Origin of the sequence: Neoroseomonas marina (assembly GCF_012927745.1) — a bacterium.
Lineage (GTDB): Bacteria > Pseudomonadota > Alphaproteobacteria > Acetobacterales > Acetobacteraceae > Neoroseomonas > Neoroseomonas marina.
This window is the reverse complement of record NZ_JABBKX010000014.1, coordinates 22,596-44,032: the sequence shown is the minus strand read 5'-3', so window position 1 is coordinate 44,032 and position 21,437 is coordinate 22,596. Positions and strand designations below refer to the sequence as shown.

The window sequence follows — 21,437 nt, the reverse complement described above, 5'->3', positions numbered from 1 at the left end:
GTCACCAGCGCCCGTCGAGCCGTTCTTTCGCCGCGGGGCCGAGGCGGATCGGCTCGGGCGGATCGAAACTTTCGTTCTCCGGCAGCGGCGTCTCGCCCTTTTCGGCACCGAGGGCAAAGACGGATTTCAGCGCCGCGAGGATGGAGGATCCCTCCTTCGCCGGCTGGTCCGCATACCATTCGAACCAGGGCAGGCCGGCGCGGGCATAGTCCGCGGCGGTGGGCGGGACCGTCGGCGGTGCCTCCCCCGTGATGGCGCGCCAGGCAAGGCTGTTCGCCAGGTGCACGAAGCAGCGCGAGCGGGCCAAGAGATCCCAGGCGTCCGGTTTCTCGCGGGGCCTGGCGATCTCCTGCACGATGGAACCGCCGGGGGCGAGGCCCATCGCCATGGCCGGGGCGGCCGCGGGCGGGGGGAGCGGGATCGCGAGCGCGTCGAACGGGACCGGGCAGATCGCGGCCTCCCGCGCCGCGCGGCGTTCCTCCCAGATTGCCGCCTTGATCGGGTGGGCGAGCAGCTGCACGCCGCCATGCTCGGCCTTGCCCGCCACCTGTTCCTCGGCCGTATAGCCGGCGCCGAGGGGCATGGCGACGAACTGGCGGACCACGCCCTTGGAGACGCAGAAACCGTCGAGCCAGGGCTGGCCGGGCACCTCGACATGATCCTGGTCGGCGAAGTCGGGCGCGTTGTCCCAAGGCTTGCCGTTCACCGCGTTCACCTTCCCCGCCGCGACCTTCAGCAGGAAGGGGTAGCCGTTGGGGGAGGAGAAGCTGAGCCAGCAGGCCTCGGCCTGCCACATCGGCATGGCGACGCCGCCACGCTTGATCCAATCCCCCGGCACGCGCGCCGGGTCGAGGTCATCCACCGCGCGGAGCGGGAAGCGGCCGAAGCCGGGCGGCAGGCGGTGCCGCTTCCCGTCGTCGGGCACCCGCAGCGTCCGCTGGAACTCGACGCGCAGCACGGCGTCGCGGTGGATGTCGGGAAACTCGAAGAGGAGCGCGTCGCGGTCGAGGCCGAGGGCCATGGCGGTGTCCTTCCGGGTCTTACCAGTCCCCGTCGCGGATGCGGCGGATGGTGCGGCGAAGCTCGGGCTCCGGCAGGTCGCGCAGGGCGCGGACGGCCTCGGCCAGGGCGGGGCGGGCGAGCAGGGCGGCGGTGACGTCCTCGGCCACACGGCCTGCGAGGGGGAGCAACGCCTCGGCCTCCAGCCCGAGATCGGCGGCGATGGCGCGCAGGAAGGCCTCGGTCGGCCGCTGCGCGCCGCGTTCGACCAGCGAGAGATAGGTCGCCGAGACGCCAAGCCGGCCGGCCACGGCGCGGACCGAGTAGCCGCGCGCATCCCCGGCCGTGCGGGCGAGGCGGGCACGGCGCAGGCGGGGGCCAAGGTCTGGATCGTTGCTCACAAGTGTAAAGTGTACACTTTACATCTGAAGGTCAAGAAAAAGGCCCGGCGCGTGGCCGGGCCCCTGCCCCGTCGCGCCGTTCAGCCCTCGCCAGCGCCGCGGCTGCCCTGGATCATCGCCATGAACTCCCGCCGCGTGGAGGCGTCGTCGCGGAAGGCGCCCAGCATGCGGGAGGTGACCATCGACACACCCGTCTTGTGCACGCCGCGCGTGGTCATGCACTGATGCACGGCCTCGATCACCACCGCGACGCCCTTGGGCTTGAGGACGTCGTTCAGGGTGTTGGCGATCTGCGCCGTCATCTTCTCCTGGATCTGCAGCCGCTTGCCGTAGGCCTCGACCACGCGGGCGAGCTTGCTGATGCCGACGACGCGCCCGTTCGGCAGGTACGCGACATGCGCCTTGCCGATGATCGGGCACATGTGGTGCTCGCACATGCTCTCGAGCCGGATGTCGCGCAGCACGACCATCTCGTCGTAGCCCTCGACCTCCTCGAAGGAGCGGGCGAGGAGCTCTACCGGGTCGTCCTCATAGCCGCAGAACCATTCGCGATAGGCCTTGGCGACGCGCTTCGGCGTGTCGAGCAGCCCTTCGCGATTGGGATCGTCGCCGGCCCACAGCAGAAGGGTGCGAACCGCCGCCTCGGCTTCGTCCTGCGTCGGACGGGCAAGGCTCGTCGCCTTGTCGTCCGTGCCTGGGGCGGAAGGGATCTGGATGTTCACGGGCCTGGTCTTTCCAAGAACGGGACGCGATCGCCGGCGGGGACCGGCAGGCGCGTCACGGGCGCATCGACGGAGATGCACATGGGGGGGTACCGCGAGTCCGCAAGCGGCACGATGTCAGTGCACGCGCCCCGAGGGCTGATGGGGACTGTCGAGGCTGAAGGCCGGGATCGCCACGTCGAAGGATTCGCCGCTGTCGGTGACCACCATGTGGTAGGCGCCCTGCATGAATCCCGAAGCGGTCGCGAGCGGCGTGCCCGAGGTGTATTCGAAGCGCCCGCCGGGCTCGAGCACCGGCTGTTCTCCGATCACGCCGGCGCCGTGGACCGTCTGGGTCCGGCCGAGGCCATCGGTGATGTGCCAGGTGCGGCGCATGAGCTGCACGGTCTCGCGACCCACATTCGCGATCTCGACGCGGTAGGCCCAGACGAATTGTCCGCGATCCGGCTCCGACTGATCCGCCAGGTAGAAGGCGCGGACCGAGACCCGGATGTCGCGGGTCGTGGCGGTGAATTCGTCCTTCTTGGCCATGCCGAAGCCGCTCCCCGCGGATATTTGAAGACCCGGACGGGGTAGCTTGTCCACAGGGCTGACGATCTCGTGATGGGCCTGAGTCAGGCCCTTCGCATCGCCGCAGTGGCCAGGCCGGCACCAACAAGAAGCGTCCCACCGGTCCGATTGAAGGCTCGCCGGATCGCCGGGCGCGCGACCGCACCGGACAGCCGGGCAGCGAGAAGCGCATAGATTCCGGCATTTGCGGCCGCAAGGGTCACGAAGGTCGCAACGAGAACGAGGGCCTGCGGAACAAAGGGACGTCCGGCATCGACGAAGAGCGGCACGAAGGCGACAAAGAATGCGATGGATTTCGGATTCAGCGCCGTGACGACATAGGCGTCGCGCATCGCACGCCGCGCCGACACCGCCGGCTGCGCTTCCGCCGCCACCGGCGCACGCCACAGCCTCACGCCAAGCCAGACCAGATAGGCCGCGCCCGCCAGCTTCAGCACGGTGAACAACGTCGCGGACGCCGCGAGCAGCGCGCCGAGTCCGGCGAGCGACAAGGTCATCGCCGTCAGGTCCCCGAGCGCCACGCCGGCGATGAGCGGCAGGGCGGCGCGCCGCCCCGCCCCCAGCGACTGCCCGATCACCAGCAGGATGGTCGGGCCGGGGATCGCGAGCATCACCGCCGTCGCCGCGACGAAGGCAAGCCAGGTTTCGGTCGACATGGGTTACTCCGCGGCGCGGGCCGGCGCGGCATTCGCCGCATCCAGGGCCTGCGAGAGGTCATCGATGATGTCGGCCACGTCCTCGAGCCCGACGGACAGCCGCACCGTGCCGTCGGTGATGCCGAGCCGGGCACGCTCCTCCGCGCCGACGCGCATATGCGTGGTCGTCGCCGGATGGGTCGCGAGCGACTTCGAATCCCCGAGGTTGTTCGAGATGTCGATGAGCTGCAGCGCATCCATGAAGCGGAAGCAGGCTTCCTTGCCGCCCTTCAGGTCGAAGGTGACGAGAGTGCCGCCGGCCGACATCTGTGCCTGGGCGAGCTTCTGCTGCGGATGGTCGGCGCGGAAGGGGTAGAGCACGCGCGCCACCTCGGCCCGCTCGGCGAGCATGTCGGCGACGGCGGCCGCCGAACGGCACATGGCGGGGATGCGCAGGTGGAGCGTCTCGAGCCCCTTCAGCACCACCCAGGCGTTGAACGGGCTGAGCGAGGGGCCGGTGTTGCGGATGAAGGGCTGCAGCACCTCGTCCACCCACTTCTTCGACCCGAGCACCGCGCCGCCGAGGACGCGGCCCTGGCCGTCGAAATGCTTGGTCATGGAATAGACGACGACATCGGCGCCGAAATGCAGCGGCTTCTGCAGCAGCGGGGTGGCGAAGACGTTGTCCACCACGACGATCGCACCCGCCTTGTGGGCCAGGTCGCAGACCGCCTTCATGTCCACGATCTCGAGCATCGGGTTGGATGGCGTTTCGAGCAGCACGAGGGCGGCGGGCTTCGACAGGGCGGATGCCCACTGCGCCAGGTCTGCGCCGTCGACGAATTCGGTCGCGATGCCGTAGCGCGGCAGCAGGGTCGAGACGATCCAGTGGCAGGACCCGAACAGCGCGCGCGAGGCCACAACGCGGTCACCGGTCTTGAGGTGCGAGAGCAGCGCGGCGTGGACGGCGGCCATGCCGGTCGCGGTGACGCGGCAGGCCTCGGCCCCTTCCAGCGCGGCGATCCGGCCTTCGAGCATCGAGACGGTCGGGTTGCCGAAGCGCGAATACTGGTAGTGTTCGACGGTGCCGGCGAAGGTCGCCTCGGCCTGGGCGGCGCTGTCGTAGACGAAGCCGGAGGTGAGGAAGAGCGCCTCCCCCGTCTCGTCGAAGCCCGAGCGCATCTGTCCGCCGCGCACGAGCAGGGTGGCGGGGCGGAGCGGGCGGTTCGGGCTTTTCGTGGCCATGGGGCGGCACCTTCGCGTCAATGACGGCGTCCGGCCCCTTCGCGGGCGGCGGATGCGGGGCATCCGCGCGGCCGTTTAGCGCGCTTGTTTTCCGCATCGTTGCCGATGCGACCCCGAAGGGACCTCGCCGCAAGCTGGCCGGACAAATCGCGAGGGGCGTCACCGCCGAGCATGTCGTTACGCCCGGGTGGGGCCACGGGTCAAGCGGCCCGTCTTGCCGGCGGGCCGCACGCCCCCGTATAAGGGCGCAACCTCCGGCGCGGGCGTAGTTCAGAGGTAGAACGTCAGCTTCCCAAGCTGAATGTCGTGGGTTCGATTCCCATCGCCCGCTCCAGGCTTCCAAAGCACCTGAATGGCATCGGCCCCACCAGGATGGCCCGGTCGCCCCGGCCTGGGACAGACCGGCAAGTCCCCCCTATGCGAGCGCCGCTGCGCGTCACAGGAATGGCCGCAGCAGTCCGGGACCATCGCTCGCCACGCGGCTGGCCCGCCGCGACTGCCAGACTGGTTCGAAGGCCCCACACGCATTCCAGGTGAATCGCTTCACCGCCAAGGTCCTTTTGCCGAAATACCATCGCTGCTCTGTGTTCTGGAGCGACGCACTGTCATGGGTTTCTTTGACGATCTCGAACGTGTCTGGAAGCGTTTCGACAAGATGCATCCCGCCGAGCAGGATGCGTATCGCGACGTCATCGCCGCGAACCCGATGAACGGGCTGGTCCTGAAGGAATCGGCGGACAAGGCCGAGGCATGGGCCAAGAGCCTCGCGAATTTCGGCACCAACGCCGCCGGCGCGGGCATCTCGATCCACAACGGTCCCGCGGATGCCGCGCGGCACTGCTACTGGTCCGCCCTGCTCGCCAGCAAGATTCCCTACAACGATGCGATGCGCGTCGTGGTGACGCACGAATTCGGTGCGCTCGATTCCGGCAAGGCTCAGGACAAGCTCGAAGCGCGCATGGACCTGCACAACGACCGCGTGGGGTTGGAGATCGGGACCCGCATGAAGGGCGGCGCCGACGCGCAGCTACAGGACCAGTGCCTGGAAGCGTTGTTCGGCGGCAAGCTCCTCGTCATCGATCCGAAGACGTCGACCCTGATCCCCTCGAAGTCGCTGACGCCGCTGCGGTAGGCGCCGCGGCGAGGGTCCATGCCCTCGAGCGTCCTCCGGCCTGCCGCCCGAAGCGGGGGCCGGGTACGCCGGATCAGGCGAAGGTTGGTCCGGCCGCCCTGCAGGCCGGGCCGCCACGTAAGCCCGGTCGTGGCGACACGGCATCGTCCCCTCCGGCGGTTTCCTGATGCCCACGAGCCGGCGATGCCATTCAGCGCAAACCCGTCAGGACGTCGATCATCGGCCGATTGGGGCTGACGGCCGCAGCGCCGATATCCCCGGGAAGCGTGGCGTCCCTCTCGGGCCCCGTTTCGAGCGGCTGGCCGCGGTCTCGCGCGCGGCCGGCCTGCCCCACCGGGTCATCGCCTGCGCCACTAAGCCTCTTGAAGACTTTGCATCCCGGATCGACCGCGGATCGAATAGGAATGCGCTTGCTGTCGTTCCACAGGACGACAGAACACGGTCGAGCCTGGGGCCACCGCGCGTGCGGTGGTGGTGGGGGCTCCTCGACCGGGCAGGTTCAGGCGCCGGAGCCCCCGGCGCCTCCATCTGCGAACGGGGCCGGCCCAGGCGGCCCCATGCTTCGCGCCGTCAGGCCTTCACGATCAGCGCATCGACCGCGACCGCGTCGCTGCCCGCGACGATGATCGGGTTGACGTCGAGCTCGGATACCAACCCGCGCTGGTCGGCGATGAATTCCGACAGCCGCACGATGATGTCCGCCAGCCGGTCGAGATCGGCCGCAGGCGCGCCGCGGAAGCCCTCGAATGCCGCCCGACCGCGCAGCCGCTCGAACATCGACCGGGCTTCGCCCGTCGTGACCGGTGCCAGCGCGAGGGCGGAATCGCGCATCAGTTCCACCAGCACGCCACCGAGCCCGGCAACGATCAGGGGGCCCATCAACGGGTCGACCCGGCCGCCCACCATCACCTCGACGCCGGGCTTGGCCATGGGCTGCACCAGCACGCCGTTGATGCGCGCATTCGGCGCGTGGCGCTTCGCATTGGCCATGACCGCGCGATAGGCGTCGCGCACCTCGGCCGCGTCCTTGAGCTTCAGGCGGATGACGCCGGCCTCGGTCTTGTGCGGCAGGTCGGGGCTCTCGACCTTCATCGCGACGGGGAAGCCGAGCGCAGTCGCGGCGGCGACCGCCTCCTCCTCGGTCTGGGTGAGTTTCTCCGGCACCACGGGCACGCCATAGGCGGCGAGCACGGCCTTGGCCTCGCGCTCGGTCAGGGTGCGGTTGCCGGCGGCCCTGATCAGCGCGGCCGCCTCGGCCGCCGCCTCGGGACGCGACAGGCGTGCATAGGCGCGCGGGCCGGCGGCACGGCGTTCCTCCCGCGCATGCCAGTGCGACAGCGCGGCGAAGCAGCGGTCCATCGACCGGAACAGGCCGATGCGCGGGTTCTGCTCGGCCTCCTTGGACCCGAAGCCCTCAAGCCATTCGGTCGTCCAGACCACGCAGATCGGCTTGTCCGCCTTCTCGGCGATGGCGGCGAGCTCGCCGGGGCGCTTGGCGGACAGTTCCGTCGAGTAGATCTGCGCGTAGATCAGCGCGCCGTAGTGGTCCTCGCCCAGCATCGCGCCGGCGCAGGCGGTCAGGCTCTCGGGATCGTTCGCCACCTGCGCGGTCACGTCGCACGGGTTCCGCGCCGAGCCGAAATCGGGGATGCGGGATTCGAGGATCGCGCGCACCGGCGGCGTGGGCTGGGGCAGCGGCACGCCATGCGCCTCCGCCTTGTCGGCCGACATGATGGCCGCCCCGCCCGAGACGGCGACCACCGCCACGCCGCGCGCCTTGGGCGGCGGCGCCTTGGCGAGGAAGGAGGCAGTTTCGACCAGCGCCTCGAAATCCTTCACCACGATCGCGCCGGCGCGCTCGAAGGCCGCGAGGTAGGCGGCGGTCTCGCCGGCCAGCGAGCCGGTGTGCGACATCGCCGCCGCGGCGCCGGCTTCGCCCGTGCCGAGCTTGAAGACGACCAGTGGCTTGTTGGCGCGGTCCGCGACCTCGGCCGCCTGGATGAAGCGCATCGGGTCGGGCATGCCCTCGAAGACGCAGCCGATGGCGCTGCAGGTCGGATCGTCGGCGAGGAAGGAGACGCAGTCCGCCACGTCGACATCCGAGGAGTTGCCCGTGGTCAGCAGGTGGCTGACCGAGACGCCGCGCATCACCGACTGCGCCAGCGAGAAGCCGAGCGCGCCCGACTGGCTGACCAGGCCCACGGCATGGGGCAGCGGTGCCTCCATCGGCGGCGGGATCATGAAGGTCACGCCGGCCTTGGTGCGGAAATTCAGCATGCCGATGCAGTTCGGCCCGACGATGCGCATGCCCGCGTCGCGCCCGATCTGCGCGAGCCGCTTCTGGGCCGCGACATCGTCGTCGCGCCCGGTCTCGCTGAAGCCCGATGCGTAGATCATGATGCCGCCGACGCCGGCCTTGGCGCAGTCGGCCGCGATCTCCTCCACCGCGTCCTTCGCGACGACGAGGATGCAGCAATCGGGCACCTCGGGCAGCGCGGCGATGGAGGGGAAGCAGGCCCGATCGCCGATCTTCTCGTAGCGCGAATTCACCAGGTAGAGCCGGCCGGTATACTCCTTCAGCGCCTGGATGGTGCGGTCCGCGAAGGAGCCGGCGCGGGGGCTCGCGCCGATCACGGCGATGGAGGCGGGATCGAACAGGCGGGCCATGTCGCCGTGGCGATAGACGGCGCGGCTCGTGACGGTCATGCGGACGCTTCCCCTGGCTCTTTGCTTTCGGTGCCGCGAGCCTAAGGGCGGTGACGCGCCTCGTCACCCCCGGGGCGGCGCATCCAGCGAGGCCAGCACGGCGTTGGAGTAGCGCGCATCGTCGGTGACTTCGCGCCCGGCCCAGGCCGGGAGCGCGAGCGGATGGTCCGCCGCCGGCAACTCGACCTCGGCGATGACGAGACCGGCGAGCGGGCCCTCGAAGACGTCGACCTCCCAGGTCAGGCCACCATGCGGGACGAGGTGGCGCGTCTTGGCGACGCGGCGCCCGCCGCACAGCGTCGCGAGCATCGCCTCCGCGTCCTGGAGCGGCACGGGGTACTCGAATTCCGGACGCACCAGGCCGCCGGGGCCCTTGATGGTCAGTTTCGCGGCGGCGCCGGCGACGCGCACCCGCACCGTCACGCGGTCCTCCCGCGCGAGGTAGCCCTGGTCCAGGCGGCACGCCTCCGTCACCCCGCCCCGCCAGGCCTCCCCGGTCACGAGGAAGCGACGTTCGATCTCGATGCCCATGGCCGCGTCACGTCATCAGGACGTAGGTGCCGGGCGCCGGGCCGAGCGGCGGCAGCCCCTGATCCGGCGCGCCCAGGGCCGGCGGGGCGACCATCTCCGCGCTGCCGGCCTGCGCCAGCCATTCGGCCCAGGACGGCCACCAGGACCCCTCCCGCCGCGGGGCGATCGCCGCCCAGGAATCGGGGTCGAGATACCGGTCGTCATGCACGCGGGTCATGATCTGGAAGTGCCGCCCGTCCTTGTCGGGCGGGCTGACGATGCCGGCATTGTGCCCGCCCGAGGTCAGCACGAAGGTCACGTCCGTGTCGCTGAACAGCGATATCTTGTAGACCGACCGCCACGGGGCGATGTGGTCCTTCACGGTGCCCACCGCGAAGATCGGCGCGCCGATGTCCGACAGCGCGATGACGCGGCCTTCGACCGCGAAACGCCCGGCGGTCAGGCGGTTCTCGAGGAAGAGGCCGCGCAGGTATTCCCCGTGCATCCGCGCCGGCATGCGGGTCTGGTCGGCATTCCACGCAAAGAGGTCGGTCATCGGCGTGCGCTGCCCGAGGACGTAGTCCCGCATCAGCCGCGACCAGACCAAGTCGTTCGACCGCAGCGCCTGGAAGGCGCCGGACATCTGGTTGGTATCCAGAAAGCCGCGGTCCCACATCATGTCCTCGAGGAAGGCGAGCTGGCTTTCGTCGACGAACAGCATCAGCTCGCCGGCCTCGGCGAAGTCGGTCTGCGCGGCGAACAGCGTCATGGAAGCGAGCCGGTCATCCCCGTCGCGGGCCATGGTCGCCGCCGCGATCGACAGGATGGTCCCGCCCAGGCAGTAGCCGCAGGCATGCACGCGACGGTCCGGCAGGATGGTCGACACGGCGTTCAGCGCCGCCATCACCCCTTCCCTGCGGTAGTCGTCGAGGCTCGTGTCCCGGTCGCGTTCGTCCGGGTTCTTCCACGACACCATGAAGACGGTGAAGCCCTGCCCGACCAGCCAGCGGACCAGCGAGTCCTCCGGCATCAGGTCCAGGATGTAGTACTTCATGATCCAGGCCGGCACGATCAGCACCGGCTCGGCATGCACCTTCGGCGTCGTCGGCTCGTATTGGATCAGCTCCATCAGGTCGTTGCGGAAGACCACCCGGCCGGGGGTGATGGCGACCTCATGGCCAGGCCGGAACCGCTCGGTCCCCGGCGGCGGCGCGCCGGTGACGCTGCGTTCCAGGTCGTCCAGGAAGTTCCCAGCGCCACGCACGAGGTTGGTGCCGAACTCGGCGAGCGTTCGCTGGCCGATCGCCGGGTTCATCCAGGGCAGGTTGGACGGCGCCCAGACATCGACCATCTGGCGCAGCATGAAGGCGACCTGGTCGGCGTGGCGGCGCGACAGCCCGGGCACGGCACGCGTCGCCTCGGTCCACCAGGCCTCGGTCAGGAGATGGGCCTGGGCCAGCGCATTGAAGGGAAAGGCCTGCCAGGCGGGGTCGGCGAAGCGGGTGTCGCCGTTGCTGGGGCGCACCAGCGGCGGCGGGTCGCTCCGCGTCGCGGCGTGCCGCAGCCAGAGCAGCCAGCGCAGCCCCTGGATCCAGGCCCGGGCGGCCAGTTCCATGCGCTTGCCCGGCGCGCGCGAAAGATGCACCGCCCAGTCCAGCCAGGCGCCGCCGATCGCCGTGGGCGACAGGCCCTGCGTGACCCGTGCCTCGGCCGCGCGCAGGACGCGATCGAAGGTGCGGAAGGTCGGACCCAGCTGCGCCGCCTCTGGCGCCGCCGCGGCGGCGGGGGGCGGGGACGCCGGGCTGGGCACCGGGGAAGGCCTCGCGGCAGGTTTGCGCGGCGCGCGGCGGGCGGGAGATGCGCTCATGCCGCCCTTCTAGCGCAGCCCGGCCGTCGCGTGTCTTGCGCCGCCGCAAGACGGCGCGACGGTCACGCCATCGTCACGAGCCCTGGGCCACCTCGGCCAGGTACGCGATCGCGGCGTTCACCCCGCCCGGCGTGTGCGGGACGCCGGCGAGGCGCAGCGCCATCTCCACCGTCGAGAGCGTGCCGAGGATCATCGGTTCGTTGAGGTCGCCCAGATGTCCGATGCGGAACACCTTGCCGCCGAGCCGCGACAGCCCGCCGCCGAGCGAGACGTTGAAGGTCTGCAGCGCGATGCGCCGCACCGCCTCCGCGTCATGGCCCTCCGGCATCAGCACGGCGGTCACCGAGTTGGAATAGCGGTCGGGCGAGAGGCAGAACAGCGACGGGCCGTTGTTGCCGGACCAGTGGCGCACGCAGCGGCGCACGGCCTCCCCCAGCCGGGCGTGGCGGTCGAAGACCTCGTCGAGACCTTCCTCCTCGAGCAGGCGGATGGATTCCTCGAGGCCGTAGAAGAGCGAGGTCGGCACCGTCCCGATGAAGGATTTGTGCCGCCGCGTCAGCATGTTGGTCCAGTTGAGGTAGGATTTCGGCAGCGTCGAGCCGGCATGCGCCGCCATGCCCTTGGGCGAGACGCCGGTGAAGGACATCCCCGTCGGCAGCATCAGCCCCTTCTGGCTGCCGCCCACCGCGACGTCGACGCCCCAGGCGTCCATCGCGAACTCCATCGACCCCAGCGAGGAGATGGTGTCCGCCAGCAGCAGCGCCGGATGGTCTGTGGCATCGAGGGCGGCGCGGATCTCGGCGAGCGGCAGGACCATGCCCGTCGCCGTCTCGTTGTGCACGGCGCAGATCGCCTTGATGGCGTGGCCGCTGTCGGCCGCGAGCACCCCGCGCAGTTCGGCGAAGTCGATGCCGCGGCGCCAATCGGCCGCCAGCGTGCGGACCCCGAGCCCGAAATCCTTCGCCATCTTGCCCCAGGAGTCGGAGAAGTGACCGGTCTCGGGCACCAGCAGCACGTCGCCGGCGGAGAAGAGATTGACCAGCGCCGCTTCCCAGGCCGCGTGGCCGGAGCCGGTGTAGAGGAAGACCTCGTGCTGCGTCTTCAGGATGCGCTTCACGCCCGCGACGGCCGCGTCATAGACCTTCAGGAAGGCGGGGTCGTTGAAGTCGATGCTGACATGCGCGACGGCCTTGAGGATCGAGTCCGGGATATTGGTCGGGCCGGGATTGGCAAAGAACTGGCGTCCGCGCGGCAGGCGGGGCTTCACGTCCATCGGTCGTTTCCTCTCCTCAACGCGCGAGTTCGCGCGCCATGGTCTCGAGCCCCGCCAGCGTCAGCGGGTACATCCTGTTCTCCATCAGGCGCTGCAGGATCCCGATGGATTGCGTGTAGCGCCAATGGTCCTGCGGCACCGGGTTCAGCCAGGCCGCCTTGCGGAAATGCCGCGTCAGGCGGGACATCCAGACCTGGCCCGCTTCCTCGTTCCAATGCTCGACGGATCCGCCGGGCTGGATGATCTCGTAGGGGCTCATGGTCGCGTCGCCGACGATCACCACCCGCCAGTCGGGGCCGTAGGTGCGCAGCATCTCGAAGGTGGGGCGCTCGGTCTCGCGCCGGCGGCGGTTGGTGCGCCAGACGCGTTCGTAGAGGCAGTTGTGGAAATACCAGAACTCGAGGTGCTTGAATTCGGACCGCGCGGCGGTGAACAGCTCCTGGCAGATGCGGATGTGGTCGTCCATCGACCCGCCGATGTCCATCAGCAGCAGCACCTTCACGGCGTTGTGTCGCTCCGGGACCATGTGCAGATCGAGCGAGCCGCCGTTGCGCGCCGTCGCCCCGATCGTGCCCGGCAGGTCGAGTTCCGTCGCCGCCCCGGTGCGCGCGAAGCGGCGCAGGCGGCGCAGCGCCACCTTCATGTTGCGCGACGACAGCGCCTCGTCCTCGTCGAGGTCGCGGAACTGCCGCTGATCCCAGACCTTCACCGCGCGGCGGTGGCGCGACTTGTCCTGCCCGATCCGCACGCCCTCGGGGTTGTAGCCATAGGCACCGAAGGGGGAGGTGCCGGCGGTGCCGATCCATTTCGACCCGCCCTGGTGCCGGCCCTTCTGTTCCTCGAGCCGCTTCTTCAGCGTCTCCATCAGGGAGTCGAAATCGCCCATGGCCTTGATCTGGGCCATCTCCTCGGGCGTCAGCACCTTCTCGGCGAGCTTGCGCAGCCATTCCTCGGGGAGTTCGCGCGGCGCCTCGCCCTGGGGGGATTCGAGGCCCTTGAAGACCTCCCCGAAGACGCGGTCGAAGCGGTCGAGGTGACGTTCGTCCTTCACCAGCGCGGCGCGCGACAGGTGGTAGAAATCGTCGACGCTGAAGCCGGCCACGCCCTCCTTCATCGCCCGCAGCAGCGCCAGGTACTCCATGATGGAGGCCGGCACGCCGGCGGCGCGCAGCGCGAGGATGAAGGGCGCGAACATCGATTCAGCCGCCGCGCCGCCGCGCCAGGAAGGCCAGGCGTTCGAACAGGTGCACGTCCTGCTCGTTCTTCAGCAGCGCGCCGTACAGCGGCGGGATGGCCGTCTTGGCGTCGGAGGAGCGCAGCGCCTCGGGCGGCATGTCCTCGATGGTCAGCAGCTTGAGCCAGTCGAGCAGCTCGGACGTCGCCGGCTTCTTCTTGAGCCCGTCCACCTCGCGGATCTCGAAGAAGACATTCAGCGCCTCGCGCAGCAGGTCGCGGCGGATGTCGGGATAATGGGCGCGGACGATCATCTCCATCGTCTCGCGGTCGGGGAAGCGGATGTAGTGGAAGAAGCAGCGGCGCAGGAAGGCGTCCGGCAGTTCCTTCTCGTTGTTCGAGGTGATGATGACGACCGGGCGGTGCCGCGCCTGCACCGTCTTGCGCGTCTCGTAGACGAAGAACTGCATGCGATCGAGTTCGAGCAGCAGGTCGTTCGGGAACTCGATATCGGCCTTGTCGATCTCGTCGATCAGCAGGACGACCGGCGTCTCGTGCTCGAAGGCGTCCCACAGCTTGCCGCGCACGATGTAGTTGGCGATGTCGTGCACCCGCGGGTCGCCGAGCTGGCCGTCGCGCAGGCGCGACACCGCGTCGTATTCATAGAGCCCCTGCTGCGCCTTGGTGGTCGACTTGATGTGCCATTCGATCAGCGGGTAGCCGAGGGCCTTGGCGATCTCCTGCGCCAGGACGGTCTTGCCGGTGCCGGGCTCGCCCTTGACCAGCAGGGGGCGCTGCAGCGCGACGGCGGCGTTGACCGCCACCTCCAGCTCGCGGGAAGCGACATAACTCTCGGTGCCCCTGAACTGCGCCACGCCTGATCCCCCTGGACGGTTCGGCGGCAAAGGTCAGGCCGCGACCCCGAACGCGCAAGGGATCATTCGAGGGCTTCGGAGGTCAGGCGCAGCAGGCCGGTCGCGAAGGCCCGCATGTTCTGCGCCCGGCCGGACACGCCGGTATCGAGCGTCGTCACCCGCTCGATGCCCGGACCCACCACCGCGATGCAGGCATGGCCGGCCGCATCCCCGTAGCGGTTCCCGTCCGGTCCTGCGGCCCCCGTCTCCGCGAGGCCCCAGTCGGCGCCGAGCCGTTCCCGAACCCGTCCCGCCAGCAGCAACGCGTAGGGTTCCGTCGACGGGCGCAGCCCCTCCATGTCCGCGTCGGTCACCCCCAACAGCCCCGCCCGGGCGGCGCGGGTGTAGATGACCGCGCCCCCCAGGAAATAGGCGGAGGCCCCGGGCAGCGCGAGCAGAGCCGCCGCGACCAGACCTCCCGCCGAACTCTCGGCCACGGCGACCGTCTGGCCCCGTGCCGTCAGCTTCTCGGCGACGTCGCGCGCCGCCGGCAGCAAACCTTCCATGCTTCCCCTCCGACCCCGTACAGCGAAGCAGGAAGCAGCGCACAGCGCTACTGCGGGACCGACGCTTGCCGAACGTGGAGACTTGTCTATAAATTAACGCAAACGTGACTGGTCGTCGGGGGTCCGAATCTGCGCACGATGGCCCCAGGGAGCCGCGTCATGATGTCCATCCTCGCGACCCCGGAGACCGGCGCACCGACACCGCTCGGCGTCCTCGTGGTGGACGACGAACCGGTGATCCTCGAGCAGATCGCCGCCGCGCTCCGCCGTCGAGGCTACGATGTGACGCTGGCCGGATCGGCGTCGGAGGCATCCGAGGTGGTCGCCCGCCGGGCGGATATCGGCGTCGTCGTCACCGACATCCGCATGCCCGGCCAGGATGGGCTCACCCTCGCCCGCGGCCTCACCGGCCAGGACGATGCGAGCCGGCCGGAGGTGGTCTTCGTCACCGGCCATGCCACGATCGAGGACGCGGCGAGCGCCGTACGCATCGGCGCCGCCGATTTCCTGCGCAAGCCGCTGCGCGCCGCGGAACTCGCCACGGCCGTCTCGGCCGCGATGGACCGGGCGGTGTCGCGCCGCCGCGCCACTGTCGCGCCGACGACCCTGCAGGACAGCCTCACCGGCCTCGCCGGCCGCGCGGATCTGGTGGGCCGGCTCCTCGCGCCGCATGCGGGCCCGGTCGGGCTGATCCTGATCGACCTCGACCGCTTCCGGCTGGTGAACGAGGCGCTGGGCATGCCCGCCGGCGACGCGATCCTGACCGCCACGGCCCAGCGCGCGAGCGCAGCGGCCGCGCAGGACGCGCTGGTCGCGCGGTTCGGCGACGACGAATTTGCCGTCCTGGTCGAGGGCCACGCCGGCGTCGCGGCCCTGCCGGCGCTGGCCGAAGCCCTGCGGCTGGCCGTCACGCAGGAGATCGAGGGCGCAGGCACGCGCCGGACGCTGACGGCCAGCGTCGGCTACGCGGCCGCCTGGGACGGCGACGGGGCGGCCTGCCTGCACGGTGCGGAGGCGGCCGTGAGGACGGCGCGCGGTCGCGGCGGAAACCGCACCGCGAGCCTTTCCGAGGCCGAAGCCGAGGGCGCGCTGCGCCGGTCGCGGATCGCAACGAGCCTTGGCACCGCCTTGTCGGGGTCGGGTTACGGCATCGCACTGGCCTTCCAGCCGGTGTTGCGGGCGTCCGATCTCGCCATGCTGGGCTTCGAGGCGCTGGTCCGCTTCAACGATCCCGCGCTCGGTCGCTGCGACCCCGACGAGTTCCTGCCGGTCGCCGAGGAGTTCGGACTGATGGGCGCCCTGGGCCGGCGCGTGATGGCCATGGCACTCGAAGCCGCCGCGCACTGGAGAGCCGCCGGGCTGCAGTTCGGGCGCATGGCCGTCAACGTGGCCGCGAGCGAGCTGCGCGACCCGGCCTTCACGACGACGCTCGCCGCGATGGTCGCCGCGAACGGGCTCGAGCCGGGCGGGTTGTGCCTGGAGGTGACCGAGGGCGAAGCCCTGCCGCCCGAGGCCTTGCCGACCCTTGCCGCCCTGCACCAGGCCGGCTTCGGCATCGCGATCGACGATTTCGGCGTGGGGCACTCCTCCCTCGCCCGTCTGCGCGACCTGCCGGCCACCATCGTCAAGTTCGACCGGCGCTTCACCGAGCGACTTCCGGGCACCGAGCCCGATCGCGCGTTGCTGCTCGGCATGGTGCGCCTGGCGGGCGCGCTGGGCCTCGCGACAGTGGCGGAAGGCGTGGAGACACCGGCGCAACTCGCCGCCCTGCGGGAAGTGGGCGTGGGTGCCTGCCAGGGCTACCTGCTGGGCAAGCCGATGCCCTCAGACGAAGTCCCGGGCTTTCTCCGTCGGCGGTGACGCGGCCGGCACGGGCGCGAGATCGAGGACGAACTCCGCACCGCCTTCGACGTTCGCCACGCGGATCGAGCCCCCGAGCGCGGCCATCATGCCATGGCACAGCGCCAGGCCCAGCCCGGTGCCCTGGCCGACGGGCTTCGTCGTGTAGAAGGGCTCGAACACGCGGTCGATGACTTCGGCCGGCACGCCGCCGCCGGTGTCGCGCACCAGCAGAAGGACCCGACCCGACGGATCGACCCGCGCGGATATGATCAGCCGGCGCGTCCCTTCCGGACGCAGGACCAGCGCGTCGCGCGCATTGAGGAAGAGGTTCAGCAGGACCTGCTCCAGCAGGACGATCTGGGCCTGCACCACCGGCAGGTCCTGCGGGATGTGCCGTTCCACCACGATGCCGGCGGACCGCAGGGCATTGGCCGCCAGGACCAACGCCCCCTCGACGGCACGGCCGACCTCGACCGGGCCGAGCGGCCCCGGATCGCGGCGGCCGAAAACGCGGAGGTGGTCGATGATCGCCTGGGCGCGCGAGGCCTGGCCGGCGACGCGACGCAGGGTCTCGACCGCCTCGGCGATGCCCGAGGCGCCGTCCGCCTCCAGCGCATCCGCGGCATTGTCGGCACCGAGCGCCATCGCCGTCACCGGCTGATTGAGTTCATGGGCGAGGCCCGTCGCCATCTCGCCGAGCGTCGCGAGCTTGGAGGCCTCCGCCGCCTGGCTGGCGAACTGGCGCTCGGTCGTGATGTCGGCGCGGTATCCGACGACCTCCACGCCGTCGGGACGGGTGGCAACGACGCGGGCGCCTTCGCGGAGCCAGGCCGATGGGCGGCCCGGTCGCGCGACCTCGTACTCGACGGTGGCGTCCCGCCCTTCGAGCAGGCTCGTCAGGAAGCCGGTGGCGGCAATGGCCGCGTTCGCCTCGACCAGGTCCCCCATGGCGGCGCTCGCATAGGTCACTTCGAGGCCTCGGGCATGCGTGACGCGGGCGCGATAGACGGCTATCGGCAGGCCGGCGAGCAACGCCTCGATCTCGGCCCGCGCGGCGCCTGCCGCGGCCTCGGCAAGGCGCGCCTGCTGCAACTGCGCGAGCGTATGGAGGCGTTCGTGCCGGCGGCGCCCGAACAGCGCCATCAGCACGACGAGGGCGCTGGTCAGCAGGGCCGTGATCGGCGACAGGACCAACACGTCGCGCACCGGCGCCAACGCACTGTTCGCGTCCACGCCGGCGGCGACCACCAAAGGCGTGCCCGGCACCTGGCGCAGCGCGAAGAAGCGGTCGCGCCCGTCGATCGGGCTCACGTCGCGGAAGGCGCCCCCGCCTGCCCGTTCCGCCGCCAACAGGAGCAGCCGCCCGGCGCCCATCTCCTCGCCCAGGGCGCGTTCCGCCGCGTCGGAACGCGCGAGGTAGGTGCCGTCGCGCCGCATCACGAACATCAGGTCGAGCGGCCCGGGGGACATCTGCGCGAGATCGGCGGAAAACGAGACCGGATCGATCACGACTTCCGCCGTACCGACGATATTGCCTCCGGGATCCTCGATGGGGCGGCTGATCTGCAACGTCCAGTGGCCCGACGCGGGGTCGCGGCGCGGGGCGCCGACGAAGAGGCCCGGTCCCGGCGCGGGCTCGGCCAGATACGAGACGACGCCCGAAGCTTGCGGCGTGCCTTCCCGTCCCGGCGGCAAGGACCAGCGCGTGGCGCCATCGGGGGTGACATCGGAAATGCGGCGGAGGCCAAAGCGGCCGAAGACCGTCGCCTCCGTCAGGCGCTGCGCCACCTGTTCAGCAGCGCCCGCATCGCCGGAGGCTTCGAGCAGGCGGCGCGCGCGGAGCAACGCCAGGCTGGATTCCACGCCCTCGACCGTCCGCAGGACGAACTGTTCCAGGACGCGTGCCGCCACTTCCGCCTGGGCAATGGCCTTTTCCGAGGCACTGCGGGTCGCCTGGTTCACGAGCAACACCGCGACCGTCCAGATCGCGATCAGCGAAAAGCCCATCAGCGTGGCGGTCAGGACCGCTCGCCGCGCGTGGCCCGCCGCCAGCCTGGCGGGTGTCGCGGTCATTGGCCGGGATGAGGCGTCGGCGGTCGGCATGGTGTCAAACAGGATTTACGCCATGCGCGCCGCTCATGCGAGGGATCAGATGCGCCGCCAGAAGCTGTGGGTTGCCGCCATGGCGATGAGGCCGGCGAGGCCCATGGTCGCCGTCGCCACCGGTGCCCCGAGGACCTCGGCGAGCGCGCCCAGTGCCAGGAAGCCGACCGGGCCGAGGCCGATGCAAACGGATAGCAGCCCGAGCACGCGGCTGCGCATCTCGGGCGGTGTCGCCAGGAAGACGAGCGTCGGCTGCATGATGGCGAAGCCCGCGCCGCCGACGCCCGTGAGGACCAGCGCGATGCCCGCGACGAAGGGATCCGTCGCCAGCGCGAAGGCGGCGAGCATCGCGAAGTAGAGCGTGATCCCACCGACATAGATGGCCCGGTACTGCGCCGGCCGCGCGAAGACCGCGACGATCACCGCGCCGAGGAAGGCGCCGACGCCGTCCATGCTCGCGAGCACGCCGATGCCACGCGGACCGAGCGCGAGCTGGTCCTGGCCGATCACCGGCACCATCGAGGTGAAGGGCCAGCCGAACAGGTTGAACAGCAGCGTCACGAGCAGCGTGCCGACCAGCCGCGGCTCTCGTCGCACCAGGGCCAGGCCCTCGGCGATGCTGGCGAGCACGGACAGGCCGGCGGCCGACCGCGTGACCGGGGCAACCGGCAGGCGCAGCACGGCGACGACGGCCGGGACATAGAGCAGGGCACCCAGCGCGAAGGCACCGTCCAGGCCGACCGCCGCAAGCAGCACGCCCCCGAGCGTGGGGCCGAAGACGCGGCTCCCGTTGCTGGTCGCGACGTCGATCGACATCGCCGTGCCCATGCGCGCCGCGCCGGCAACCTGGCCGATCATGGCGCGGCGCACGGGATTGTCGGCGGCCCAGGCGATCCCGTTCATGAAGGCGGCGCAGGCGAGATGCCAGACCTGCACGGCATCGAACACCGCGAGCAGCGCGATCGTCGCCGAGGTCGCCGCCTGCGACAGCACGATGAGCAGCAGCGCGAGGCGACGATCCATGCGCTCGGCCGCCGCCCCGAGGAAGGCGCCGAACAGGCCCATCGGCAGCAGGCGCAGCATGGTGAGCATCGCGACGACGAAGGCAGAGCCGGTCGCGTTGTAGGCGAAGACGCCGACCGCCAGCGTTTCCAGCCAGCGGACCACGAAGGTGCAAAGACCCGCGATCCAGAGACGCAGGAAGTCGCGGTCGCGGAACAGGGTGCGCCAGGCTGGGTCCGACATCGGCAGGCCGGGGGAGGTGAACCTCCCCCAGACCCCCTCCCTTCTTTGGTTTCTTGGTGCCGGCCCCGGATGTCAGTCCCCAAGGGCCAGAAAAGGTTGAGGGGGGTGCGGGGGGAGAAGTTCCCTTCTCCCCCCGCCTTCGATCAGAGCCCCGCCTGCGACACGAACTTGGTGTTCAGGTAGGCCTCGATGGCTTCCGACCCGCCTTCCGAGCCGTAGCCGGAATCCTTCACGCCGCCGAAGGGCACTTCCGGCAGGGCAAGGCCGAGGTGGTTGATGGTCATCATGCCGCTCTCGACACGCGAGGCGATCGCGTTCGCCGTCTTGGCCGACCTGGTGAAGGCGTAGGCGGCGAGCCCGTAGGGCAGCCGGTTCGCCTCCGTCACCACTTCGTCGAGGTCCTTGAAGCGGGAGATCATCGCCATCGGGCCGAAGGGCTCCTCGTTCATAGCGCGGGCGTCCTTGGGGACGTCGGTCATGACCGTCGGTTCGTAGAAGTAGCCCTTGTTGCCGATGCGGGACCCGCCGGTCTGCACCTTCGCACCCTTGGACTGCGCGTCCTGCACCAGGGTCTCGATCCAGGGCACGCGGCGGTCATGGGCGAGCGGGCCCATGGTGGTGCCCTCGACCAGGCCGTCGCCGACCTTCACCGCCTTGGCGGCCGCGACGAACTTCTCGACGAAGCCGTCGTACAGCTTCTCCTGCACGAGGAAGCGCGTGGGCGACACGCAGACCTGGCCGGCGTTGCGGAACTTGGCCCCCGCCAGCGTCTTGGCCGCGAGGTCGAGATCCGCATCGTCGAAGACGATCGCCGGCGCATGGCCGCCGAGTTCCATCGTCACGCGCTTCATGTGCTGGCCCGCGAGGCCCGCGAGCAGCTTGCCGACCGGTGTCGAGCCGGTGAACGTCACCTTGCGGATGACCGGATGCGCGATGAGGTATTCGCTGATCTCGGCCGGCACGCCGTAGACCAGGTTCACCACGCCCGGCGGCAGGCCGGCGTCGACGAAGGCGCGGATGAGCTCAGCCGGGGAGGCCGGGGTTTCCTCAGGCGCCTTGACGATGATGGAGCAGCCCGTGGTGACGGCGCCGCAGAGCTTGCGCACCACCTGATTGATCGGGAAGTTCCACGGCGTGAAGGCGGCGACGGGACCGACCGGCTCCTTGATCACGAGCTGGTACACGCCATCGGCGCGCGCCGGGATCACGCGGCCATAGGCGCGGCGGCCTTCCTCGGCGAACCAGTCGATGATGTCGGCGGCCGCCATCACTTCCATCTTCGCCTCGGGCAGCGGCTTGCCCTGCTCGAGCGTCATCAGCCGCGCCGTCGCGTCGGCGCGGGAGCGGAAGATGTCGGCGGCCTTGCGCATGAGCTTGTAGCGCTCGAAGGCCGGGACCTTCTTCCACACGGCGAAGCCCTTGTCGGCGGCGGCGAGCGCCTCGTCGAGGTCGGCCTTCTCGGCATGCGCGACGTTGCCGATCACTTCCTCGGTGGCCGGGTTGATCACGTTGATGGTCTTGCCGGAGCGGGCCGGGCGCCACTCCCCGTTCACATGCAGCTGGACGTTCGGATACGACATCGGCGCCTTCCTCC

The 21,437-nt window shown here is 70.4% G+C and carries 18 protein-coding genes and 1 tRNA gene; 3 read left to right on the top strand and 16 right to left on the bottom strand.

Going from position 1 to position 21,437, the window contains the following annotated elements; genetic code table 11:
* Position 1: 1 nt before the first annotated feature.
* The 6 genes from GWK16_RS23990 to metZ all read right to left on the bottom strand — a co-directional run bounded on the left by GWK16_RS23990 (position 2) and on the right by metZ (position 4,572).
* The gene (locus GWK16_RS23990; RefSeq protein ID WP_170056508.1) at positions 2 to 1,021 is read right to left on the bottom strand and encodes a hypothetical protein; all 1,020 of its coding nucleotides are present in this window, start codon (positions 1,019 to 1,021) and stop codon (positions 2 to 4) included.
* Positions 1,022 to 1,040: 19 nt separating this feature from the next.
* Positions 1,041 to 1,400 carry a helix-turn-helix domain-containing protein gene (locus tag GWK16_RS23985; RefSeq protein WP_170056507.1) on the bottom strand — a complete coding sequence of 120 codons (360 nt, stop codon included), beginning with the start codon at positions 1,398 to 1,400 and terminating at the stop codon, positions 1,041 to 1,043.
* 80 nt (positions 1,401 to 1,480) lie between these two features.
* Positions 1,481 to 2,116 carry a GTP cyclohydrolase I FolE gene (folE, locus tag GWK16_RS23980; protein ID WP_408903933.1) on the bottom strand — a complete coding sequence of 212 codons (636 nt, stop codon included), beginning with the start codon at positions 2,114 to 2,116 and terminating at the stop codon, positions 1,481 to 1,483.
* 123 nt (positions 2,117 to 2,239) lie between these two features.
* Positions 2,240 to 2,653, bottom strand: a complete 414-nt coding sequence (gene apaG / locus GWK16_RS23975; RefSeq protein WP_170056505.1) for a Co2+/Mg2+ efflux protein ApaG — start codon at positions 2,651 to 2,653, stop codon at positions 2,240 to 2,242.
* Positions 2,654 to 2,736: 83 nt separating this feature from the next.
* A complete protein-coding gene (locus GWK16_RS23970) occupies positions 2,737 to 3,348 on the bottom strand; it encodes a LysE family translocator (RefSeq protein ID WP_170056504.1) in 612 nt (203 codons plus the stop codon).
* A 3-nt stretch (positions 3,349 to 3,351) separates the two neighbouring features.
* Positions 3,352 to 4,572, bottom strand: a complete 1,221-nt coding sequence (gene metZ / locus GWK16_RS23965; protein ID WP_170056503.1) for an O-succinylhomoserine sulfhydrylase — start codon at positions 4,570 to 4,572, stop codon at positions 3,352 to 3,354.
* 259 nt (positions 4,573 to 4,831) lie between these two features.
* On the opposite strand from metZ, the gene GWK16_RS23960 reads away from it, so the two are divergent.
* Positions 4,832 to 4,906, top strand: a tRNA-Gly gene (locus GWK16_RS23960).
* Positions 4,907 to 5,179: 273 nt separating this feature from the next.
* Entirely contained in the window at positions 5,180 to 5,704 is a 525-nt protein-coding gene (locus GWK16_RS23955) for a DUF6973 domain-containing protein (RefSeq protein WP_170056502.1), read from the top strand.
* Between the two features lie 570 nt (positions 5,705 to 6,274).
* Here the strand turns inward: GWK16_RS23955 and GWK16_RS23950 are convergent.
* The 7 genes from GWK16_RS23950 to GWK16_RS23920 form a co-directional block, all read right to left on the bottom strand.
* Positions 6,275 to 8,410, bottom strand: a complete 2,136-nt coding sequence (locus GWK16_RS23950) for an acetate--CoA ligase family protein (protein ID WP_170056501.1) — start codon at positions 8,408 to 8,410, stop codon at positions 6,275 to 6,277.
* Between the two features lie 63 nt (positions 8,411 to 8,473).
* Positions 8,474 to 8,941 (bottom strand): CYTH domain-containing protein, encoded by a 468-nt coding sequence (locus tag GWK16_RS23945; protein ID WP_170056500.1) that lies wholly within the window; start codon positions 8,939 to 8,941, stop codon positions 8,474 to 8,476.
* Positions 8,942 to 8,948: 7 nt separating this feature from the next.
* Positions 8,949 to 10,730, bottom strand: a complete 1,782-nt coding sequence (locus GWK16_RS23940) for a PHA/PHB synthase family protein (RefSeq protein WP_338144555.1) — start codon at positions 10,728 to 10,730, stop codon at positions 8,949 to 8,951.
* Between the two features lie 130 nt (positions 10,731 to 10,860).
* Positions 10,861 to 12,060, bottom strand: coding sequence for a pyridoxal-phosphate-dependent aminotransferase family protein (locus GWK16_RS23935; RefSeq protein WP_170056498.1), 1,200 nt, complete (start codon positions 12,058 to 12,060; stop codon positions 10,861 to 10,863).
* A 16-nt stretch (positions 12,061 to 12,076) separates the two neighbouring features.
* Positions 12,077 to 13,255 (bottom strand): vWA domain-containing protein, encoded by a 1,179-nt coding sequence (locus tag GWK16_RS23930; RefSeq protein ID WP_170056497.1) that lies wholly within the window; start codon positions 13,253 to 13,255, stop codon positions 12,077 to 12,079.
* A gap of 4 nt (positions 13,256 to 13,259) precedes the next feature.
* Positions 13,260 to 14,108: an AAA family ATPase gene (locus tag GWK16_RS23925; RefSeq protein WP_170056496.1), complete on the bottom strand. Its 849-nt coding sequence runs from the start codon at positions 14,106 to 14,108 to the stop codon at positions 13,260 to 13,262.
* A 62-nt stretch (positions 14,109 to 14,170) separates the two neighbouring features.
* A complete protein-coding gene (locus tag GWK16_RS23920) occupies positions 14,171 to 14,653 on the bottom strand; it encodes a CinA family protein (protein ID WP_170056495.1) in 483 nt (160 codons plus the stop codon).
* A gap of 159 nt (positions 14,654 to 14,812) precedes the next feature.
* Between GWK16_RS23920 and GWK16_RS23915 the strand changes: the two genes are divergently transcribed.
* Positions 14,813 to 16,513 (top strand): putative bifunctional diguanylate cyclase/phosphodiesterase, encoded by a 1,701-nt coding sequence (locus tag GWK16_RS23915; RefSeq protein WP_170056494.1) that lies wholly within the window; start codon positions 14,813 to 14,815, stop codon positions 16,511 to 16,513.
* On the opposite strand, the gene GWK16_RS23910 is transcribed toward GWK16_RS23915, so the two are convergent.
* The 3 genes from GWK16_RS23910 to GWK16_RS23900 form a co-directional block, all read right to left on the bottom strand.
* A complete protein-coding gene (locus tag GWK16_RS23910) occupies positions 16,478 to 18,568 on the bottom strand; it encodes an ATP-binding protein (protein WP_170056493.1) in 2,091 nt (696 codons plus the stop codon). The two genes, GWK16_RS23915 and GWK16_RS23910, sit on opposite strands and share 36 nt — an antisense overlap.
* 75 nt (positions 18,569 to 18,643) lie before the next feature.
* Complete coding sequence (locus tag GWK16_RS23905) at positions 18,644 to 19,843, bottom strand: MFS transporter (protein ID WP_170056492.1); 1,200 nt, start codon at positions 19,841 to 19,843, stop codon at positions 18,644 to 18,646.
* A gap of 143 nt (positions 19,844 to 19,986) precedes the next feature.
* Positions 19,987 to 21,423 carry an NAD-dependent succinate-semialdehyde dehydrogenase gene (locus GWK16_RS23900; RefSeq protein ID WP_170056491.1) on the bottom strand — a complete coding sequence of 479 codons (1,437 nt, stop codon included), beginning with the start codon at positions 21,421 to 21,423 and terminating at the stop codon, positions 19,987 to 19,989.
* Positions 21,424 to 21,437 lie beyond the last annotated feature (14 nt).